Genomic DNA, 16,975 nt, shown 5'->3' on the forward strand with positions numbered 1-16,975 from the left:
ACGGCTTACACTCATACGATAATAAATAACCTAATGATTAAACTTTCGAATATCACCAAAGTGTTCCAGCAAGGAAGCCGCAGCATACAGGCGCTGAATAATGTCAGCCTGCATGTTCCTGCTGGGCAAATTTATGGCGTGATCGGCGCATCAGGTGCAGGGAAAAGCACACTCATACGCTGTGTAAACCTGCTCGAACGCCCAACTCAAGGTTCAGTACTGGTCGATGGCCAGGAGCTGACTACGCTTTCTGAAGGGCAGCTGACTAAAGCTCGCCGCCAGATTGGCATGATTTTCCAGCACTTTAATTTGCTCTCTTCCCGTACTGTTTATGGCAACGTTGCATTGCCTTTAGAGCTGGATAATACGCCACGTGAAGAAATTAAGCGCCGCGTGTCTGAATTACTCGATTTAGTCGGCCTGAGCGAAAAGCACGATGCATACCCAGCTAACCTGTCCGGTGGGCAAAAGCAGCGTGTCGCGATTGCTCGCGCTCTGGCAAGTAATCCAAAAGTCCTGCTGTGCGATGAAGCCACCAGCGCACTCGATCCCGCAACGACACGCTCGATTCTGGAACTTCTGAAAGATATCAACCGCCGTCTTGGCCTGACTATTCTTTTAATTACTCATGAAATGGATGTTGTTAAACGCATCTGTGATTGCGTTGCGGTCATTAGCGACGGTGAGTTAATAGAACAAGACACCGTAAGCGAAGTGTTCTCTCATCCAAAGACACCGCTGGCACAACAGTTCATTCAATCCACTTTGCATCTGGATATTCCGGAAGATTACGCACAGCGTTTGAGCGCCGATAAAAGCGAAACAACGGTTCCTTTACTGCGCCTGGAATTTACCGGCCAGTCTGTTGATGCTCCGCTGCTTTCCGAAACCGCCCGCCGCTTTAATGTGAACAGCAATATCATCAGCGCGCAGATGGATTACGCTGGAGGCGTGAAGTTCGGCATTATGCTGTGTGAGTTGCACGGAGAACATCAAGATATGGACGCTGCTATCGCATACCTGCAGCAGCAACATGTAAAAGTAGAGGTGCTGGGTTATGTCTGAGCCAATGATGTGGTTACTGTTAAAAGGCGTGTATGAAACGCTGGCGATGACGTTTGTGTCTGGCTTCTTTGGTTTCGTTCTTGGGTTGCCTGTTGGTGTGCTCCTCTATATTACACGTCCGGGGCAAATCAGTGCGAACGCGAAGGTTTATAACAGCCTTTCAGCGTTAGTGAATATCTTCCGTTCTATCCCGTTCATTATATTGCTGGTATGGATGATTCCATTTACTCGTACCATTGTCGGGACCTCAATTGGTCTGCAGGCTGCTATCGTGCCATTAACTGTAGGTGCCGCACCATTCATCGCACGTATGGTTGAAAACGCCTTGTTAGAAATCCCGTCGGGCCTGATTGAAGCTTCACGCGCAATGGGTGCCACACCAATGCAGATCATTCGCAAAGTTCTGTTGCCAGAAGCACTACCGGGTCTGGTGAATGCTGCAACCATCACGCTGATTACCCTGGTTGGCTATTCTGCTATGGGTGGTGCGGTTGGTGCCGGTGGCTTAGGTCAGATTGGTTATCAGTACGGTTATATCGGTTATAACGCTACCGTGATGAATACGGTATTAGTGTTATTGGTGGTATTAGTGTATTTAATTCAATTCTCAGGCGATCGTATCGTCCGGGCAGTGACTCACAAATAATACGTTCAACACAACATCGTTTTTACACATAGTAAGGAAGGGATATGTCTTTTAAATTTAAAACCTTTGCGGCAGTTGGTGCTCTGATTGGTTCTCTGGCACTTGTGGGTTGCGGTCAGGACGAGAAAGATCCAAACCATATTAAAGTTGGCGTCATCGTTGGTGCTGAACAGCAGGTTGCTGAAGTTGCGCAGAAAGTCGCAAAAGAGAAATATGGCCTGGATGTTGAGCTGGTTACCTTTAACGATTACGTTCTGCCTAACGAAGCACTGAGCAAAGGCGATATCGATGCTAACGCCTTCCAGCACAAACCATACCTGGATCAGCAGATCAAAGATCGTGGTTACAAACTGGTAAGCGTAGGCAACACATTCGTATACCCAATTGCTGGTTACTCCAAAAAAATCAAATCTCTGGATGAGCTGCAAACTGGCGCACAGGTCGCTCTGCCAAACGATCCAACTAACCTTGGCCGCTCTTTACTGCTGCTACAAAAACAAGGTCTGATCAAACTGAAAGATGGTGTTGGCCTGCTGCCAACCGTTCTGGATGTCACCGAGAACCCTAAAAACCTGAAGCTGGTTGAGCTGGAAGCACCTCAGTTGCCACGTTCTCTGGACGATGCTCAGATTGCTCTGGCTATCATCAACACCACTTACGCAAGCCAGATTGGCCTGACCCCAGCGAAAGACGGTATCTTCGTTGAAGATAAAGACTCTCCATACGTGAACATGATCGTATCCCGTGAAGACAACAAAGACGCTGAAAATGTGAAGAAATTCGTTCAGGCTTACCAGTCTGACGAAGTTTACGAAGCAGCAAACAAAGTCTTCAACGGCGGCGCAGTAAAAGGCTGGTAAGTTTCCATTCTTCTATTTTTGCGTAAATAATCTAAGACGGGCTTATGCCCGTCTTGTTATTTGTGCGAGAGCTTGGTTCAATAATCGCGTTTTATCATTCATTGAGGAAAAATTATGCGTGCTTTACCGATCTGTTTATTAGCAGTCATGCTGAGCGGCTGTACGATGCTAAGCAGATCCCCTGTTGAACCTGTTAAAAGCACTGCAACAACACCGGCACCTGAGCCTGTTAAACCAAAGCCAGTTCGTCCGGCCCCCGTAAGAATTTATACCAATGCTGAAGAGTTAGTAGGTAAGCCTTTCCGCGATCTTGGCGAAGTCAGCGGCGATTCATGCCAGGTTAGTAATCAGGATTCGCCACCAAATATCCCAACAGCCCGTAAACGCTTGCAAGTTAACGCATCAAAAATGAAAGCAAACGCCGTGTTATTGCATAGCTGTGATATTACCAGTGGTACTCCTGGGTGCTATCGTCAGGCCGTTTGTGTTGGGTCTGCGTTAAACGTTTCGGCAAAATGACAGCCTTTAGTTTTGAGCAAATCGGCGTTATTCACTCTCCTTATAAAGAGAAGTTTGCCGTTCCCCGCCAGCCTGGTTTAGTGACTGATGGCGGTGGCGAGCTGCATTTACTGCCTCCGTATAATGTGGCAGATGCTGTTCGTGGTCTTGAAGGCTTTAGCCATCTATGGCTTTTGTTTGTCTTTCATCAAACGATGGAAGGTGGCTGGCGCCCGACGGTTCGCCCGCCGCGCCTGGGTGGGAATGCGCGTATGGGCGTCTTTGCTACTCGCTCGACTTTCCGCCCCAATCCCATTGGGATGTCGCTGGTTGAGCTGAAAGGTATTCGTTGCCAGAAAGATCAGGTCATTTTGCAGTTAGGCAGCCTGGATTTGGTCGACGGCACGCCGGTCGTTGATATCAAACCTTATTTGCCGTTTGCTGAAGCGATACCAGACGCCATGGCGGGTTATGCGCAGCATGCTCCCGCAGCCGATATGCCGGTTTACTTTACCGCTGAAGTGCAGCAGCAATTAACGGTGCTGGATAAACGTTACCCTTATATTGAGCGTTTCATCCGCCAGGTGCTCGCACAAGATCCTCGTCCAGCCTATCGTAAGACAGAAGATGTGGGGAAAACCTACGCCGTTTTATTGCTGGATTTTAACGTTCGCTGGCGTGTGACCGACGAAGGTTCAGAAGTGTTTGCAATTGAGACCCGTTAATTTATCGCCCTTCTCTTTTGACATCCCTGCCACACTGGTAAACTAAAACACTTATTTTGCATCAGGCTACTCAGGTAGCCAGTTATCTGCCGTTCAAATGGAACCGTAACAACATGCGTACTAGCCAATATCTGCTCTCCACACTGAAGGAGACACCAGCCGACGCTGAGGTCATCAGCCACCAACTGATGCTGCGTGCCGGGATGATCCGCAAACTCGCTTCTGGTTTGTATACCTGGTTGCCGACCGGTCTGCGCGTCCTGAAAAAAGTCGAAAACATCGTGCGTGAAGAGATGAACAACGCCGGTGCCATCGAGATGTGCATGCCCGTGGTTCAGCCCGCAGATTTGTGGCAGGAGAGTGGTCGTTGGGAACAGTATGGCCCAGAGCTGCTGCGTTTTGTTGATCGCGGCGATCGCCCATTTGTTCTCGGCCCAACTCACGAAGAAGTCATCACTGACCTGATTCGTAATGAGCTGAGCTCTTACAAACAACTGCCACTGAACTTCTTCCAGATCCAGACTAAGTTCCGTGACGAAGTGCGCCCACGTTTCGGCGTCATGCGTTCCCGTGAATTCCTGATGAAAGATGCTTACTCTTTCCATACTTCTCAGGAATCCCTGCAGGAAACTTATGATGCAATGTATCAAGCCTACAGCAAAATCTTCACCCGTATGGGTCTGGATTTCCGTGCAGTAGAAGCAGATACCGGTTCTATTGGTGGCAGCGCATCTCACGAATTCCAGGTACTGGCACAGAGCGGTGAAGACGATGTTATCTTCTCAACTGATTCTGATTTCGCCGCGAATATTGAATTTGCTGAAGCCGTTGCTCCAGCAGGTGGTCGTGCTGCACCCACTGTTGAAATGACGCAGATCGATACGCCGAATGCAAAAACCATCGCCGAGTTGGTTGAGCAGTTCAATCTGCCAGTTGAGAAAACAGTGAAGACTTTGATGGTCAAAGCTACCGAAGGTAGCGCTTATCCGCTGGTTGCTCTGCTGGTTCGTGGCGATCATGAACTGAACGAAGTTAAAGCAGAAAAACTGCCGCAAGTTGCCAGCCCACTGACTTTCGCGACCGAAGAAGAAATTCGTGCCGTCGCTAAAGCAGGTCCAGGTTCACTTGGCCCAATTAATCTGCCAATCCCTGTTGTTATCGACCGTACCGTTGCCGCAATGAGTGATTTCGCGACGGGCGCAAACATCGACGGTAAACACTTCGTTGGCGTTAACTGGGAACGCGATGTTGCGCTGCCAGAAGTTGCTGATATTCGTAACGTGGTGGAAGGCGATCCTAGCCCGGACGGTAAAGGCACTCTGCTGATTAAACGCGGTATCGAAGTGGGTCATATCTTCCAGCTCGGCACCAAGTATTCTGAAGCGATGAAAGCCTCTGTTCAGGGTGAAGATGGCCGTAACCAGACGCTGACAATGGGTTGCTACGGTATCGGTGTGACTCGCGTAGTGGCTGCTGCAATCGAGCAGAACAACGACGAGCGCGGCATTGTCTGGCCAGATGCGATTGCACCTTTCCAGGTTGCGATTCTGCCGATGAACATGCACAAATCTTTCCGCGTGAAAGAACTGGCTGAAGAGCTGTACTCAACTCTGCGTGCCAAAGGCATCGACGTATTAATGGATGACCGTAAAGAGCGTCCAGGCGTGATGTTTGCCGATATGGAACTGATTGGTATTCCACACACTGTCGTTATCGGCGATCGCAACCTTGATAGCGAAGAAGTTGAATACAAAAACCGCCGTGCAGGCGAGAAGCAGATGATCAAAACCAGCGAAATCATTGATTTCTTATTGGCGCAGATTCCACGCTAACTCTGACGCATAAAGAAAAAGCCCCGCTAAGCAATTAGCGGGGCTTTTTTATATCCACGGTTTATCAATCGTGACAGCTTTTCTTAGGCTCAAATTTAGCTGTTCTGTCAGCAACGACGGTTTTCTTCAACTCGCCGCTATCTGGTGATGCCTGCAAGGTAAAGTGCGCATCAACCACCAGCAACACCGGCTGGTAATCCTCACCCCGCGCTGCCGCATATCCACGTTCCAGTTCTGCGTTACTGGCCACAGGGAATGTTTTCCCGGTGGTGCAATCCTGGAAAATTGCCGCATCAGCCATGTATTTGTACATGCCTTTCATGGTCATTGGCGTTGCAGGTAACGCTTCTTTACTCGGCGTCAGAGTGTAATTGAGCTGAGACTCAATCGAATTACCTGCCCTGTCCAACATCTCCAGGTTATCGCCTTTCGGGCGGAAATAGAGCTTTTCACCGTCACGTTCAGTGAGAACAAGTTTATCCGCCGTACGCGCCCAGCTACCGTAAGATGCAAATACTGCCGGTTCTTTTGCGTCCTGATAACGTTGGTTCATCACCCAGGTGCCGTCTTTTTCCAAAAACAGCGACGTTTCAATCCCTGAACAATCCGCACAAGGTAAAACCCCTTTATAACTTTGCTGCATTGGCTGTAGTTCTGCGGCTTGAGCCGGCTGTAACGTTTGAACTTCAGCCCGGTTATTACAACCAAAAAGTGCAAACAAGCTGCATACGGCAACTGCCGACAATAGAATCTTTTTCACCATCTCTTCCCTCTTCTGGTCAATATCTTTGCCGTTCGTCACTCAGGGCGACGGACTTTTCCACGCAATGATTTCGTCGTTGATTTTTGTGATTTCGATGCCAGACGACGCTCTTTTGACGCGCGCGTAGGTCGCGTCGCTCGTCGGCTTTTCTGCTCAACGGTTAATTCCTGAATCAATGAAATAAGCCGTGCGACTGCCGCTTCACGGTTCATTTCCTGACTACGGTATTCTTGTGCCTTAATTATCACCACGCCATCAGGCGTAATCAAATGGTGACTTGCCGCCAGCAAGCGTTCTTTATAATACTCTGGCAGGCTGGAGGCACGAATGTCAAAACGCAAATGGATAGCTGTTGAGGTTTTATTCACATGCTGACCGCCCGCTCCCTGCGCGCGGATAGCCGTAATAGTGACCTCAGTGTCCGGTATAGCTACCGCTCGTGACACCACTATCATCAATGATGCTGCCAGGCCGTGAAATGAATTTCGAGATTATTCTCAGCATCAGATAACCAGATAGCGCCATCCTGAATGGTAGCCTGCAAGTTCATCGAACGTGTACCAAACTCACACAGCTTCGCCAGTTGCTCATCATCCAGATACCAGATAGACAAGTTTTGGTATTGCTTGAGTTTGTTCTGATGCTGCTGCCACCAGACTTCCGCAGCACGGCTGTTATAGGTAAACAGCGCCACTTGCGCAGATTGGCTACAGGCTTTTTTCAGACGTTTTTCTTCTGGCAGGCCCAGCTCAATCCACAGGTCGATACCCATATGATCGTTACGCTGCCAGATTTCCGGCTCGTCTTCAGCACTTAAACCACGGCTAAATTGCAGGCGCTCGTTGGCGTATTTAATCCATGCCAGCAAACGCAGCATCATACGTTCTTGCGTTTCCGAAGGATGGCGCGCAAGCGTCAGGTTGCTATCCAGGAATTGATTGCGATCGAGATCGGCAACATTCACCATCGCTTTATAGATTGTCGCTTTTAACGCCATCACACTTCTCCACACGAATAAGGCGCTCATTGTAACGAAAACCCCGCTAAAACGCTGTTATGTATTCACTCAAGTAGCGAGTTGGTCTGCTGATATCGGTTTCACTGCTGTGGTATAGTCACCTTGCTAAACAGAGTTTATCTTCGTAGGCTTAACTGGCATCACACGATTAAGTCTGAGTTCGGGACTCTGAAAGGAGGGCGTGTGGAAAAGTATTGTGAATTAGTACGGCGGCGCTATGCGGAAATAGCCAGCGGAGATTTGGGTTACATTCCCGATGCACTGGGTTGCGTATTGAAAGTGCTGAATGAAGTGGCTTCCAACGAAGCACAACCAGAATCGATTAGGGAACAGGCGGCGTATGCTGCCGCGAACTTACTGGTGAGCGATTATGTCAATGAATGATGCCTATCAACCCATCAATTGTGATGATTATGACAATCTCGAGCTCGCCTGCCAGCATCACTTATTATTGACGCTGGAGTTAAAGAGCGGAGAAGTTTTCAAGGCGAAAGCCAGTGACCTGGTGTCTCGTAAAAACATCGAATATCTGATTCTCGATGATGCCGGAGCCACTCGCGAAGTTCGTCTCGATAAAATTACCAGCTTCAGCCATCCTGAAATTGGTACTGTCGTAGTTAGCGAGTCCTGATACGCAAAGTATCCGCATATGCGGGCAGCCATGAGCTGCCCGTTTTTTTTACGGTTTCATTGAGGCGTAGTAAGCCGCCAGATTACTTATATCTTCATCGGAAAGGCCGCTCACATAAGCCTTCATCACTTCCGCTTGCCCACCGCTGCGCTCACCTTTTTTATATGCCTTCAACGAGTGTTCAAGATACGCCTCGTTTTGCCCGGCAAGATTCGGGTACATCGGCACGGACACTTTCCCCGTCGCACCGTGGCAGGCCACACACATCATTGCTTTCTGCTCACCAGCGGCTGCGTCACCTTTTGCCAGTACCGGTTGGCTACACAACAACACTCCAGCCAAAATAATCATTCTTTTCATTATTGATTCTCCTTTTGCCAGTCGACACGCCAGCATGATTGTTCCGTTGCAATGCCTTCCCGGGTGACAAAAACACCCAGTGCTGCAATTAATTGCTCACCATAAAATAGCAGCGGCGTTCTTTCGCGCAGCCAGGGTGGAATACCTGACTCCTGCCAGATTTTTTTCAAACTTCGACCTCGTTCGCGCCCAACAATATGGAACTGTCCGGAAGCCTTAAAGCGTAAGGTAACAGGCTCGTTATCGTGAGGTGCCCGAATTTCCTGTCCACACGGCGCACATAAAAGCGTGCCCAGGCCGTCAGGCAACGTGAGTGGTGCAAAAGGTGCCGGCCAGGAAATGATTTCATCACCCAATCCGTTCATCAAAGGCAGCCAGTACAGCGCCCCCTGATAACGGCGAACTTCGTAAGCGCCAAATCTCAGGCGAGGAGTGGCATCGTCACGGCTGGTCGCAACTTCACCCCACAAGCGCGCTAAAGCAGCCCGTGATGGCATGGCGGCTTTTTGCCGGGCAAACCAACGGCGTAACAACGCGGCACGTCGGATATCGCTCAGGGACAGCAGAGGCTCAATCAGTAATGAGCCATCATCCTGAATCAGCGCATTGAGTTGTTCGGCAAGTAGCTCATCAAGTAACTGCTCTTGCTCGCCACACAGTTCAGCGCTACGAGCAACGCTTTGCGGGAAATGCGGCCAGCGCTGCTGGATTTCAGGAATGACCCGCAACCTCAAGAAATTCCGGTCGTAGCTATCATCCTGATTACTTTCGTCTTCTATCCACGTTAGCTGGTGTTCATTCGCCCACGCTTCCAGATCTTTGCGCGTTTGCCCCAGCAGCGGTCGGATTAATTCTGTCTCACCAAACGGCAAACGTTCTGGCATTGCGGCCAGCCCCGCAGGGCCACTCCCCCGCTTCAGGGCAAGTAAAAACGTTTCACACTGGTCATCAAGGTGCTGCGCCGTCAGCAACACTTCGTCTGGCCGTATTGTTTCAGCCAGCGCCTGATAACGTGCTGCTCGCGCGTGGGCTTCAAGGCCCAATCCCTCGTCTGCGAGTTTTACGCGTTTGACTTCAAACGGCACGTTCCATTGCTCACAAACTTGCTGGCAATGTTCTGCCCATTCATCAGCATAGGGGCTTAAACCATGATGAATATGCATGGCGCGAATCTGGAGGTTTGCGGCCTGCGTATCGCGAAGCATAACCAACTGATGGAGCAAAACCGTGGAATCCAGGCCACCACTAAACGCCACCAGCAAATTCGGGTGCGGTTGCAATAATTTGATGAGAGGACGAAGTGGCATAGTCAGTAACTTGAATAAGGTTTTGCCCGGCACGTTACCGGGCTACGAGAAGAGAGGCAAGCGTTACTGCTGGTATAGCTCAAGAGGCAAGCCATCGGGGTCGTTAAAGAAAGTAAAACGCTTATTGGTGAACGGATCGATACGAACCGGCTCACACTTCACACCATGCTTCTCAAGGTGAACAATCGCGCTGTCGATATCGTCAACGCTAAACGCCAGATGACGTAACCCACAAGCCTCTGGGCGACTCGGCCTTGCTGGCGGGAACGGGAAGGAAAATAGCTCAATGACATATTGCCCGTTCAATGCCAAATCACCTTTCCATGAATCCCGTTCTTCACGATAGGCTTCCGCTTGCAGCGTAAAGCCAAGAATATCGCAGTAAAAATGCTTACTGGTTGGGTAATCCGACGCGATGATAGCGATGTGGTGAACTTGCTTTAAACCCAGCATAAATGCTCCTTTTTCTTTTTCGCACGGTAACTATCATGCATCGGTAAATCAATACGCTACACCGATTTTAGGACTCGTACTCTGTAGATGCCATCCTCACCCAGTTTGGCTCCGTGAATGTCGGTTTCAAACCCAGGATAGTGCTCTCCCACAGAACACAGCATCAGCAGGAAATCGAGCACTGCCCGACTTTCATTGGTGATCATCTCACCAGGCATCACCACCGGCACACCGGGTGGATACGGCAGGATCATGTTTGCTGAAACGCGATTAAGCAATTGTTCGATTTCTACCGTTTCAACGTTACCTTTCACTTGCTGTTGATACGCCTTGTGCGGCGTCATTTTCATTTCCGGGAGCACATCAAAAGCACGCAGCATCAGGTCAGAAAGATTATGCTGCTTAATCAATTTGTGGATGCCTTGCGCCAGGTCCTGGATACGCATATTGCGATAAAAATCAGGATCTTCAGCATACAAATCCGGCAGCATGTTTTTCACACGCAAATTGAGGTCATACGAGCGTTTAAACTCCGTCAAACCACGCAACAAACTTAACGCCTTGGTTTTGTCTATCCCAATGCTAAACAGGAACAGCAGGTTATATGGCCCTGTTTTTTCGACGACCACACCGCGTTCATCAAGGAACTTCGCCACCAGTGCCGCGGGAATGCCCTCATCAGCCATCGTCCCTAACTCATCCATGCCTGGCGTCAGAATGGTGACTTTTATCGGGTCGAGGTACATATGGTCAGCATCGGCATCTTTGAAACCGTGCCAGTTCTCTTCGCCGGGCGAAATCGGCCAACAGGCGGCTTCATCAATAAATTCCGGCTGCCAGATATCGAAGAACCAGTCCTCTGACTCTTCTCGCAGGCGCTGAACTTCACGACGGAAATGCAGCGCACGCTCTACCGAACGGTTAATCAACCGCTTGCCGGGGTTGCCTCGCAGCATTGCTGCCGCCGTTTCAATGGATGCCACCAGCGGATAACTTGGCGATGTAGTGGTATGCATCATGTAGGCTTCGTTGAAAGTTTCCTCGTCGTAGTCACCTTTAATATGAATGAGGGATGCCTGCGACAACGCTGCCAGTAATTTGTGTGTGGACTGGGTTTCGTAAATCACTTTCCCCGGCACGCGATCGCCACTCATACCGCTTTTACCCTGATAAATAGCGTGGAAGTTGGTGTACGGCACCCAGGCGGAATCAAAGTGGATCGAGGGTACATCGAGAGTCTGTTTGATAAATTCGGTGTTATACAGCAAGCCATCGTAAGTCGAGTTGGTGATAACCGCATGCACCGGCCACTGGGCATTTTCCGTCGCAGCAACTTTCGCCTCGATACTCTCGCGCATAAATTCACGCTGCGGAATGCCGCCCAAAATCCCCAGCGCGTTGCGTGTCGGTTTTAACCAGATGGGTACCAGGTCGGTCATCATCAGCAAATGGGTCAGCGATTTGTGGCAGTTACGGTCAATCAGCACCGTGCTGCCGGAAGGTGCGGCATACATACCCACGATTTTATTCGACGTGGATGTGCCGTTGGTCACCATATAACTCTGCTCCGCACCAAAAGTACGGGCGATATATTCCTCAGCTTCCAGATGTGGGCCAGTGTGATCGAGTAACGATCCCAGTTCCGTCACCGAAATAGAGACATCCGCTTTAAGCGTGTTCGCGCCAAAGAAGTCATAGAACAAACAGCCAACCGGGCTTTTCAGATAGGCGGTGCCCGCCATATGCCCCGGCGTGCAGAAGGTATATTTCCCTTCGTTCACATAGTTGAACAATGCTTTGGTTAACGGCGGGGTGATGTTGTCGAGATATTCATTGGTGTACTGACGGATGCGCAGGGCGATATCGTCTGCCGCACTGAGGGCGTATTCAAAGAACCACAGCGCCATGCGCATTTCGTTGACACTGACATCCAGCGAAGAGTGTGTGTTGATAAACGCATACAACGGCAGATATTCATTCAGCGCATTAATTTCGCTGCATAAATCCAGGCTGTATTCATCCCAGTCAAAAATGACGCCGCAGATACGCGGGTTATGTTCGATTAGTTTCAGCAGGTCGGTACTGTTGGTCGGGTAAATCAGGCGAAAACCCTGAACTTCCAGCGCCTGGTGGAGTTCTTTGATTGGCTCGTCTTTGTAGAAAACGCCATGCGGTCCCATGATTGCAATAATATTCAACGCTTACCTCCTGGAAAAAAACCTTCAGGTAAGCATAGTTTATTGAAAAGTGGCTGAGGACAAGTGCAGAGGTGTAAAGCTTCTTAAAGTGTGGGATTCAGATAATAAAAAAGGCCAGAATTTCTTCTGACCTCCTTCTTCAGTGCATCAAGCTATTATGCGTAACCGTAACTCATCAGACGGTGATAACGACGAGCCAACAGCTCTTCGGTATTCAACACGTCCAGATCGGCAAGATCGGCCAGCAATTGCGCTTTCAGTGAAGCGGCCATTGCTTCCACGTTACGGTGTGCACCGCCCAGTGGTTCAGGGATCACGGAATCAATCAGCTTCAGCTCTTTCAGGCGTGGCGCAATGATACCCATCGCTTCTGCAGCGATTGGTGCCTTATCAGCACTTTTCCACAGAATTGACGCACAACCTTCCGGAGAGATAACGGAATAGGTGCTGTACTGCAGCATATTCACTTTATCGCCCACGCCGATTGCCAACGCACCACCAGAACCACCTTCGCCGATTACGGTACAGATGACCGGCACTTTCAGGCCAGACATTTCACGTAAGTTGCGAGCGATAGCTTCTGACTGGCCGCGTTCTTCTGCGCCCACACCAGGATAAGCCCCAGGGTGTCGATGAAGGTAATGATTGGCATTTTGAAACGCTCAGCCATTTCCATCAAACGCAGTGCTTTACGGTAGCCTTCTGGTGCTGGCATACCGAAGTTACGGCGGATTTTCTCTTTAGTCTCACGGCCTTTCTGATGGCCAATGACCATAACAGGACGACCATCAAGACGCGCAATGCCACCAACAATAGCTTTATCGTCAGCATACGCACGGTCACCCGCAAGTTCATCGAACTCATCAAAAGCGAGACGCAGGTAATCAAGCGTATACGGGCGCTGCGGGTGACGCGCCAGTTGAGCAATCTGCCATGCTCCTAAATCGGCGAAGATTTTACGTGTGAGTTCTACGCTTTTTTCACGCAGGCGCTGCACTTCTTCGTCGAGATTAATATCTAACTTTTCGTCCTGACGGCTAACTGCAGTCAGGGAATCAATTTTCGCTTCCAGCTCTGCAATCGGCTGTTCAAAATCGAGGAAATTCAGACTCATAATATTCCTGTATTAGTCAAACTCCAGTTCCACCTGCTCCGATCCTATCAGCGTGCGAAGCTCATTGAGCAAACGATCGCTTGGGGATACACGCCATGCTGCGCCAAAACGCAAACGCGCACGTGCATCCGCTCTCTGATAGTAGAGATGTACTGGAATGGTCCCCGAACGATGGGGTTCCAGAGACTGACGGAGACGGTTCAAAAGCTGGTCATCAATTTGCCTGTCCGTCAGCGAGATAGCAAGCCCACGCGCATACTTTTCGCGGGCCTCGTCTATATCCATAACTTCGCGAGCAGTCATTTTAAGGCCACCGCTGAAGTCATCAAAGCTGACCTGTCCGCTGACGATCAGGATACGGTCTTTTTCCAACAGATGCTGGTACTTTTCTAACGCATCTGTGAATAGCATCACTTCCAGGCGACCAGAACGGTCATCCAGAGTACAGATGCCAATGCGATTGCCGCGCTTGGTAACCATCACCCGCGAAGCAATCACCAGACCCGCAGCTGTGGTCATTTTACCACGTTCTGTCGGGTGCATCTCTTTCAGGCGCATGCCACCGACATAGCGCTCAATTTCTTTCAGATACTGGGTAATAGGATGCCCCGTCAGGTATAACCCTAACGTTTCACGCTCACCATCCAGCACCACTTGTTCAGGCCATTGCATTACGCTGGCGTAGGACTGCTCAACCTGCTCAGGTTCATCGGCCAATACACCGAACATATCCACCTGGCCGATGGCTTCGGCTTTCGCATGTTGGTCAGCCGCTTTAAGTGCATCAGGCAACGCATTCATCAGTGCTGCGCGATGCGGCCCAAGGCGGTCAAACGCCCCGGACATCACTAATTTTTCAAGAATGCGTTTATTGAGTTTTTTAACGTCAGCACGCGCACACAGGTCGAACAGCTCGCGGAAATAACCGCCCTCGTTACGCGCCTCAATTATCGCTTCAATTGGGCCTTCACCGACACCTTTAATCGCGCCGATACCATAAACGATTTCCCCGTCGCCATTAACGTGGAAATGGTACAGCCCGGAGTTAATATCAGGTGGCAGAATTTTCAGGCCCATGCGCCAGCATTCATCCACCAGGCCGACGATTTTCTCGGTGTTATCCATATCAGCGGTCATCACCGCCGCCATAAACTCTGCCGGATAGTGCGCTTTTAGCCACAGCGTCTGGTAAGAAACCAGGGCATAAGCGGCTGAGTGAGATTTGTTAAACCCATAGCCGGCAAATTTCTCTACCAGGTCGAAGATCTTAATCGCCAGTTCACCATCAATACCACGCGATTTCGCACCATCTTCAAAACCGCCACGCTGCTTCGCCATTTCGACCGGGTTCTTTTTACCCATCGCACGACGTAGCATATCCGCACCACCGAGCGAGTAACCCGCCAGCACCTGTGCAATCTGCATAACCTGTTCTTGATACAGGATAATGCCGTAGGTCGGTTCAAGTACCGGTTTCAGGCTTTCATGCTGCCATTGAATATCCGGATAAGAGATGGCTTCACGCCCGTGTTTACGGTCGATAAAGTTATCAACCATGCCCGATTGCAGCGGGCCGGGGCGGAACAGCGCAACCAGTGCGATCATATCTTCGAAGCAGTCAGGCTGCAGACGCTTGATAAGATCTTTCATGCCGCGGGATTCTAGCTGGAACACCGCAGTGGTTTCCGAGCGTTGTAGCATGTCGAAGCTTTTCTTGTCTTCGAGCGGGATTGCCGCGATATCAATCGGTTCTAAACCTTGCTTTGCCCGACGCGGGTTGATCATCTTCAACGCCCAGTCGATGATGGTCAGCGTACGCAAGCCGAGGAAGTCGAACTTCACCAGGCCCGCATATTCCACATCGTTTTTATCGAACTGGGTGACCGGGTTTTGGCCCTGGTCATCGCAATAAAGCGGAGCAAAGTCAGTAATTTTGGTTGGTGCAATAACCACGCCGCCAGCATGTTTACCAGCGTTACGCGTGACACCTTCAAGCTTACGCGCCATATCAATAAGCGCTTTAACTTCTTCGTCAGCTTCATACATTTCGGGAAGCTGCGGTTCAACTTCAAACGCTTTGGCAAGCGTCATGCCAGGATCTGGCGGGATCAGTTTAGAAATCCGATCGACAAAACCGTATGGGTGCCCCAGTACACGGCCCACATCGCGGATAACCGCTTTTGCCGCCATGGTACCAAAGGTAATAATCTGTGATACCGCTTCGCGCCCGTACATTTCGGCGACGTGGTCGATAACCCAATCGCGTTTTTCCATGCAGAAGTCGATATCGAAGTCGGGCATCGATACACGTTCCGGGTTAAGGAAACGTTCGAACAACAGGTCAAACTCTAGCGGATCAAGATCGGTAATCTTCAGAGCATAAGCCACCAGTGAACCCGCACCAGAACCACGGCCAGGCCCTACCGGCACGCCGTTGTCTTTGGACCACTGGATAAATTCCATCACGATCAGGAAGTAGCCCGGGAACCCCATCTGGTTAATAACTTTTAGCTCAATATCCAGACGCTCGTCGTACGGCTGCCTTTTCACCGCACGCTCTTCAGGATCTTTGAACAAGAATTCCAGACGATCTTCGAGCCCTTCTTTAGACTTCATCACCAGGAAGTCTTCGGTAGACATCTCACCGGTTGGGAATTGCGGCAGGAAATATTCGCCAAGGCGCACTGTAACGTTACAGCGTCTGGCAATTTCTACGCTGTTTTCCAGCGCTTCCGGGACGTCCGAAAACAGCTCGCACATCTCCTCTTCGGTACGCAGATACTGCTGCGAAGAGTAGTTACGCGGGCGTTTAGGATCATCAAGGGTAAAGCCATCGTGAATAGCAACGCGGATTTCATGGGCATCAAAATCTGTAGACTCAATGAATCTTACGTCGTTCGTTGCAACAACCGGCAAACCACGTTCATCCGCTAAAGCGACAGCGGCATGCAAATAACTTTCTTCGTCAGGACGACCAGTACGAATCAATTCCAGATAGAAGCGATCGGCAAAATATTGCTGATAAAATTCCAGGCACAAATCAAGCTGTGCTGTATTTCCACGCAACAAGTTTTTGCCAATATCCCCCATGCGCCCGCCAGAAAGAAGGATCAGCCCTTCATTCAGTTCGGCAAGCCACGCTCGGTCGATAATGGGGCCTGCAGCACCGTAACCACGCTGGTAAGCCTTAGAGATGAGCAATGTCAGGTTTTGATAACCGACATTGTTTGCAGCAAGTACGGTTAAATGGCTGAGTTCATCACCCAACAATTCATTCGCAACGTTAAAATCAGCACCAATGATCGGCTTAAGCCCTGCGCCGTGCGCAGCACCATAGAATTTCACCAGCCCGCAGAGGTTGGTAAAATCAGTGATAGCAATTGCTGGCATACCCATCGCCGCGGCTTTCTTCACCAGCGGTGCTGTTTTTGCCAGGCCATCAACCATGGAGTAGTCGCTGTGCACCCTAAGGTGTACGAAACGTGGTTCAGCCATTTCTCATTCC

General features: G+C 50.1%; 16 protein-coding genes and 1 pseudogene. 8 read left to right on the top strand and 9 right to left on the bottom strand.

Going from position 1 to position 16,975, the window contains the following annotated elements; genetic code table 11:
- The first annotated feature begins 33 nt into the window (after positions 1–33).
- From metN to proS, 6 genes are all read left to right on the top strand, one after another.
- A complete protein-coding gene (metN, locus tag AC0IXI_RS19300) occupies positions 34–1,065 on the top strand; it encodes a methionine ABC transporter ATP-binding protein MetN (RefSeq protein ID WP_064516370.1) in 1,032 nt (343 codons plus the stop codon).
- Positions 1,058–1,711 (top strand): methionine ABC transporter permease MetI, encoded by a 654-nt coding sequence (locus tag AC0IXI_RS19305; RefSeq protein ID WP_064516368.1) that lies wholly within the window; start codon positions 1,058–1,060, stop codon positions 1,709–1,711. The genes metN and AC0IXI_RS19305 overlap by 8 nt, the downstream gene beginning before the upstream one ends.
- A 44-nt stretch (positions 1,712–1,755) precedes the next feature.
- Positions 1,756–2,571 carry a methionine ABC transporter substrate-binding lipoprotein MetQ gene (gene metQ / locus AC0IXI_RS19310; protein WP_064516366.1) on the top strand — a complete coding sequence of 272 codons (816 nt, stop codon included), beginning with the start codon at positions 1,756–1,758 and terminating at the stop codon, positions 2,569–2,571.
- Between the two features lie 114 nt (positions 2,572–2,685).
- Positions 2,686–3,090 (top strand): Rcs stress response system protein RcsF, encoded by a 405-nt coding sequence (gene rcsF / locus AC0IXI_RS19315; protein ID WP_064516364.1) that lies wholly within the window; start codon positions 2,686–2,688, stop codon positions 3,088–3,090.
- Positions 3,087–3,794, top strand: coding sequence for a tRNA (N6-threonylcarbamoyladenosine(37)-N6)-methyltransferase TrmO (gene tsaA / locus AC0IXI_RS19320; protein ID WP_134186964.1), 708 nt, complete (start codon positions 3,087–3,089; stop codon positions 3,792–3,794). The genes rcsF and tsaA overlap by 4 nt, the downstream gene beginning before the upstream one ends.
- A gap of 113 nt (positions 3,795–3,907) precedes the next feature.
- Complete coding sequence (proS, locus tag AC0IXI_RS19325; RefSeq protein WP_064516359.1) at positions 3,908–5,626, top strand: proline--tRNA ligase; 1,719 nt, start codon at positions 3,908–3,910, stop codon at positions 5,624–5,626.
- Between the two features lie 64 nt (positions 5,627–5,690).
- Here the strand turns inward: proS and nlpE are convergent, their stop codons facing one another.
- Genes nlpE through AC0IXI_RS19340 form a run of 3 tightly spaced genes read right to left on the bottom strand, consistent with a single transcriptional unit; the run spans position 5,691 to position 7,386 of the window.
- The gene (nlpE, locus tag AC0IXI_RS19330) at positions 5,691–6,386 is read right to left on the bottom strand and encodes an envelope stress response activation lipoprotein NlpE (RefSeq protein WP_064516394.1); all 696 of its coding nucleotides are present in this window, start codon (positions 6,384–6,386) and stop codon (positions 5,691–5,693) included.
- 38 nt (positions 6,387–6,424) lie between these two features.
- Complete coding sequence (gene arfB / locus AC0IXI_RS19335) at positions 6,425–6,844, bottom strand: alternative ribosome rescue aminoacyl-tRNA hydrolase ArfB (RefSeq protein WP_064516357.1); 420 nt, start codon at positions 6,842–6,844, stop codon at positions 6,425–6,427.
- Positions 6,844–7,386 (bottom strand): YaeQ family protein, encoded by a 543-nt coding sequence (locus AC0IXI_RS19340; protein WP_064516355.1) that lies wholly within the window; start codon positions 7,384–7,386, stop codon positions 6,844–6,846. Before AC0IXI_RS19340 ends, arfB begins: the two co-directional genes overlap by 1 nt.
- A 204-nt stretch (positions 7,387–7,590) precedes the next feature.
- Between AC0IXI_RS19340 and AC0IXI_RS19345 the strand changes: the two genes are divergently transcribed.
- Positions 7,591–7,791, top strand: a complete 201-nt coding sequence (locus AC0IXI_RS19345; protein WP_034460828.1) for a YaeP family protein — start codon at positions 7,591–7,593, stop codon at positions 7,789–7,791.
- A complete protein-coding gene (gene rof, locus AC0IXI_RS19350; protein WP_034460830.1) occupies positions 7,778–8,038 on the top strand; it encodes a Rho-binding antiterminator in 261 nt (86 codons plus the stop codon). The genes AC0IXI_RS19345 and rof overlap by 14 nt, the downstream gene beginning before the upstream one ends.
- A 48-nt stretch (positions 8,039–8,086) precedes the next feature.
- On the opposite strand, the gene AC0IXI_RS19355 is transcribed toward rof, so the two are convergent.
- The 6 genes and pseudogenes from AC0IXI_RS19355 to dnaE all read right to left on the bottom strand — a co-directional run bounded on the left by AC0IXI_RS19355 (position 8,087) and on the right by dnaE (position 16,965).
- Positions 8,087–8,398 (bottom strand): c-type cytochrome, encoded by a 312-nt coding sequence (locus AC0IXI_RS19355; protein WP_134186970.1) that lies wholly within the window; start codon positions 8,396–8,398, stop codon positions 8,087–8,089.
- The gene (tilS, locus tag AC0IXI_RS19360) at positions 8,398–9,705 is read right to left on the bottom strand and encodes a tRNA lysidine(34) synthetase TilS (RefSeq protein ID WP_471682955.1); all 1,308 of its coding nucleotides are present in this window, start codon (positions 9,703–9,705) and stop codon (positions 8,398–8,400) included. The genes AC0IXI_RS19355 and tilS overlap by 1 nt, the downstream gene beginning before the upstream one ends.
- 63 nt (positions 9,706–9,768) lie before the next feature.
- On the bottom strand, positions 9,769–10,158 hold the full coding sequence (locus tag AC0IXI_RS19365) for a VOC family protein (protein ID WP_134186974.1): 390 nt from the start codon (positions 10,156–10,158) through the stop codon (positions 9,769–9,771).
- Positions 10,159–10,214: 56 nt separating this feature from the next.
- Positions 10,215–12,356 (bottom strand): lysine decarboxylase LdcC, encoded by a 2,142-nt coding sequence (locus AC0IXI_RS19370; protein WP_064556832.1) that lies wholly within the window; start codon positions 12,354–12,356, stop codon positions 10,215–10,217.
- A 155-nt stretch (positions 12,357–12,511) separates the two neighbouring features.
- Positions 12,512–13,470, bottom strand: a pseudogene (accA, locus tag AC0IXI_RS19375) (acetyl-CoA carboxylase carboxyl transferase subunit alpha).
- A gap of 12 nt (positions 13,471–13,482) precedes the next feature.
- A complete protein-coding gene (gene dnaE, locus AC0IXI_RS19380) occupies positions 13,483–16,965 on the bottom strand; it encodes a DNA polymerase III subunit alpha (protein WP_471682956.1) in 3,483 nt (1,160 codons plus the stop codon).
- Positions 16,966–16,975 lie beyond the last annotated feature (10 nt).

Source organism: Buttiauxella sp. AC038, from assembly GCF_979253565.1.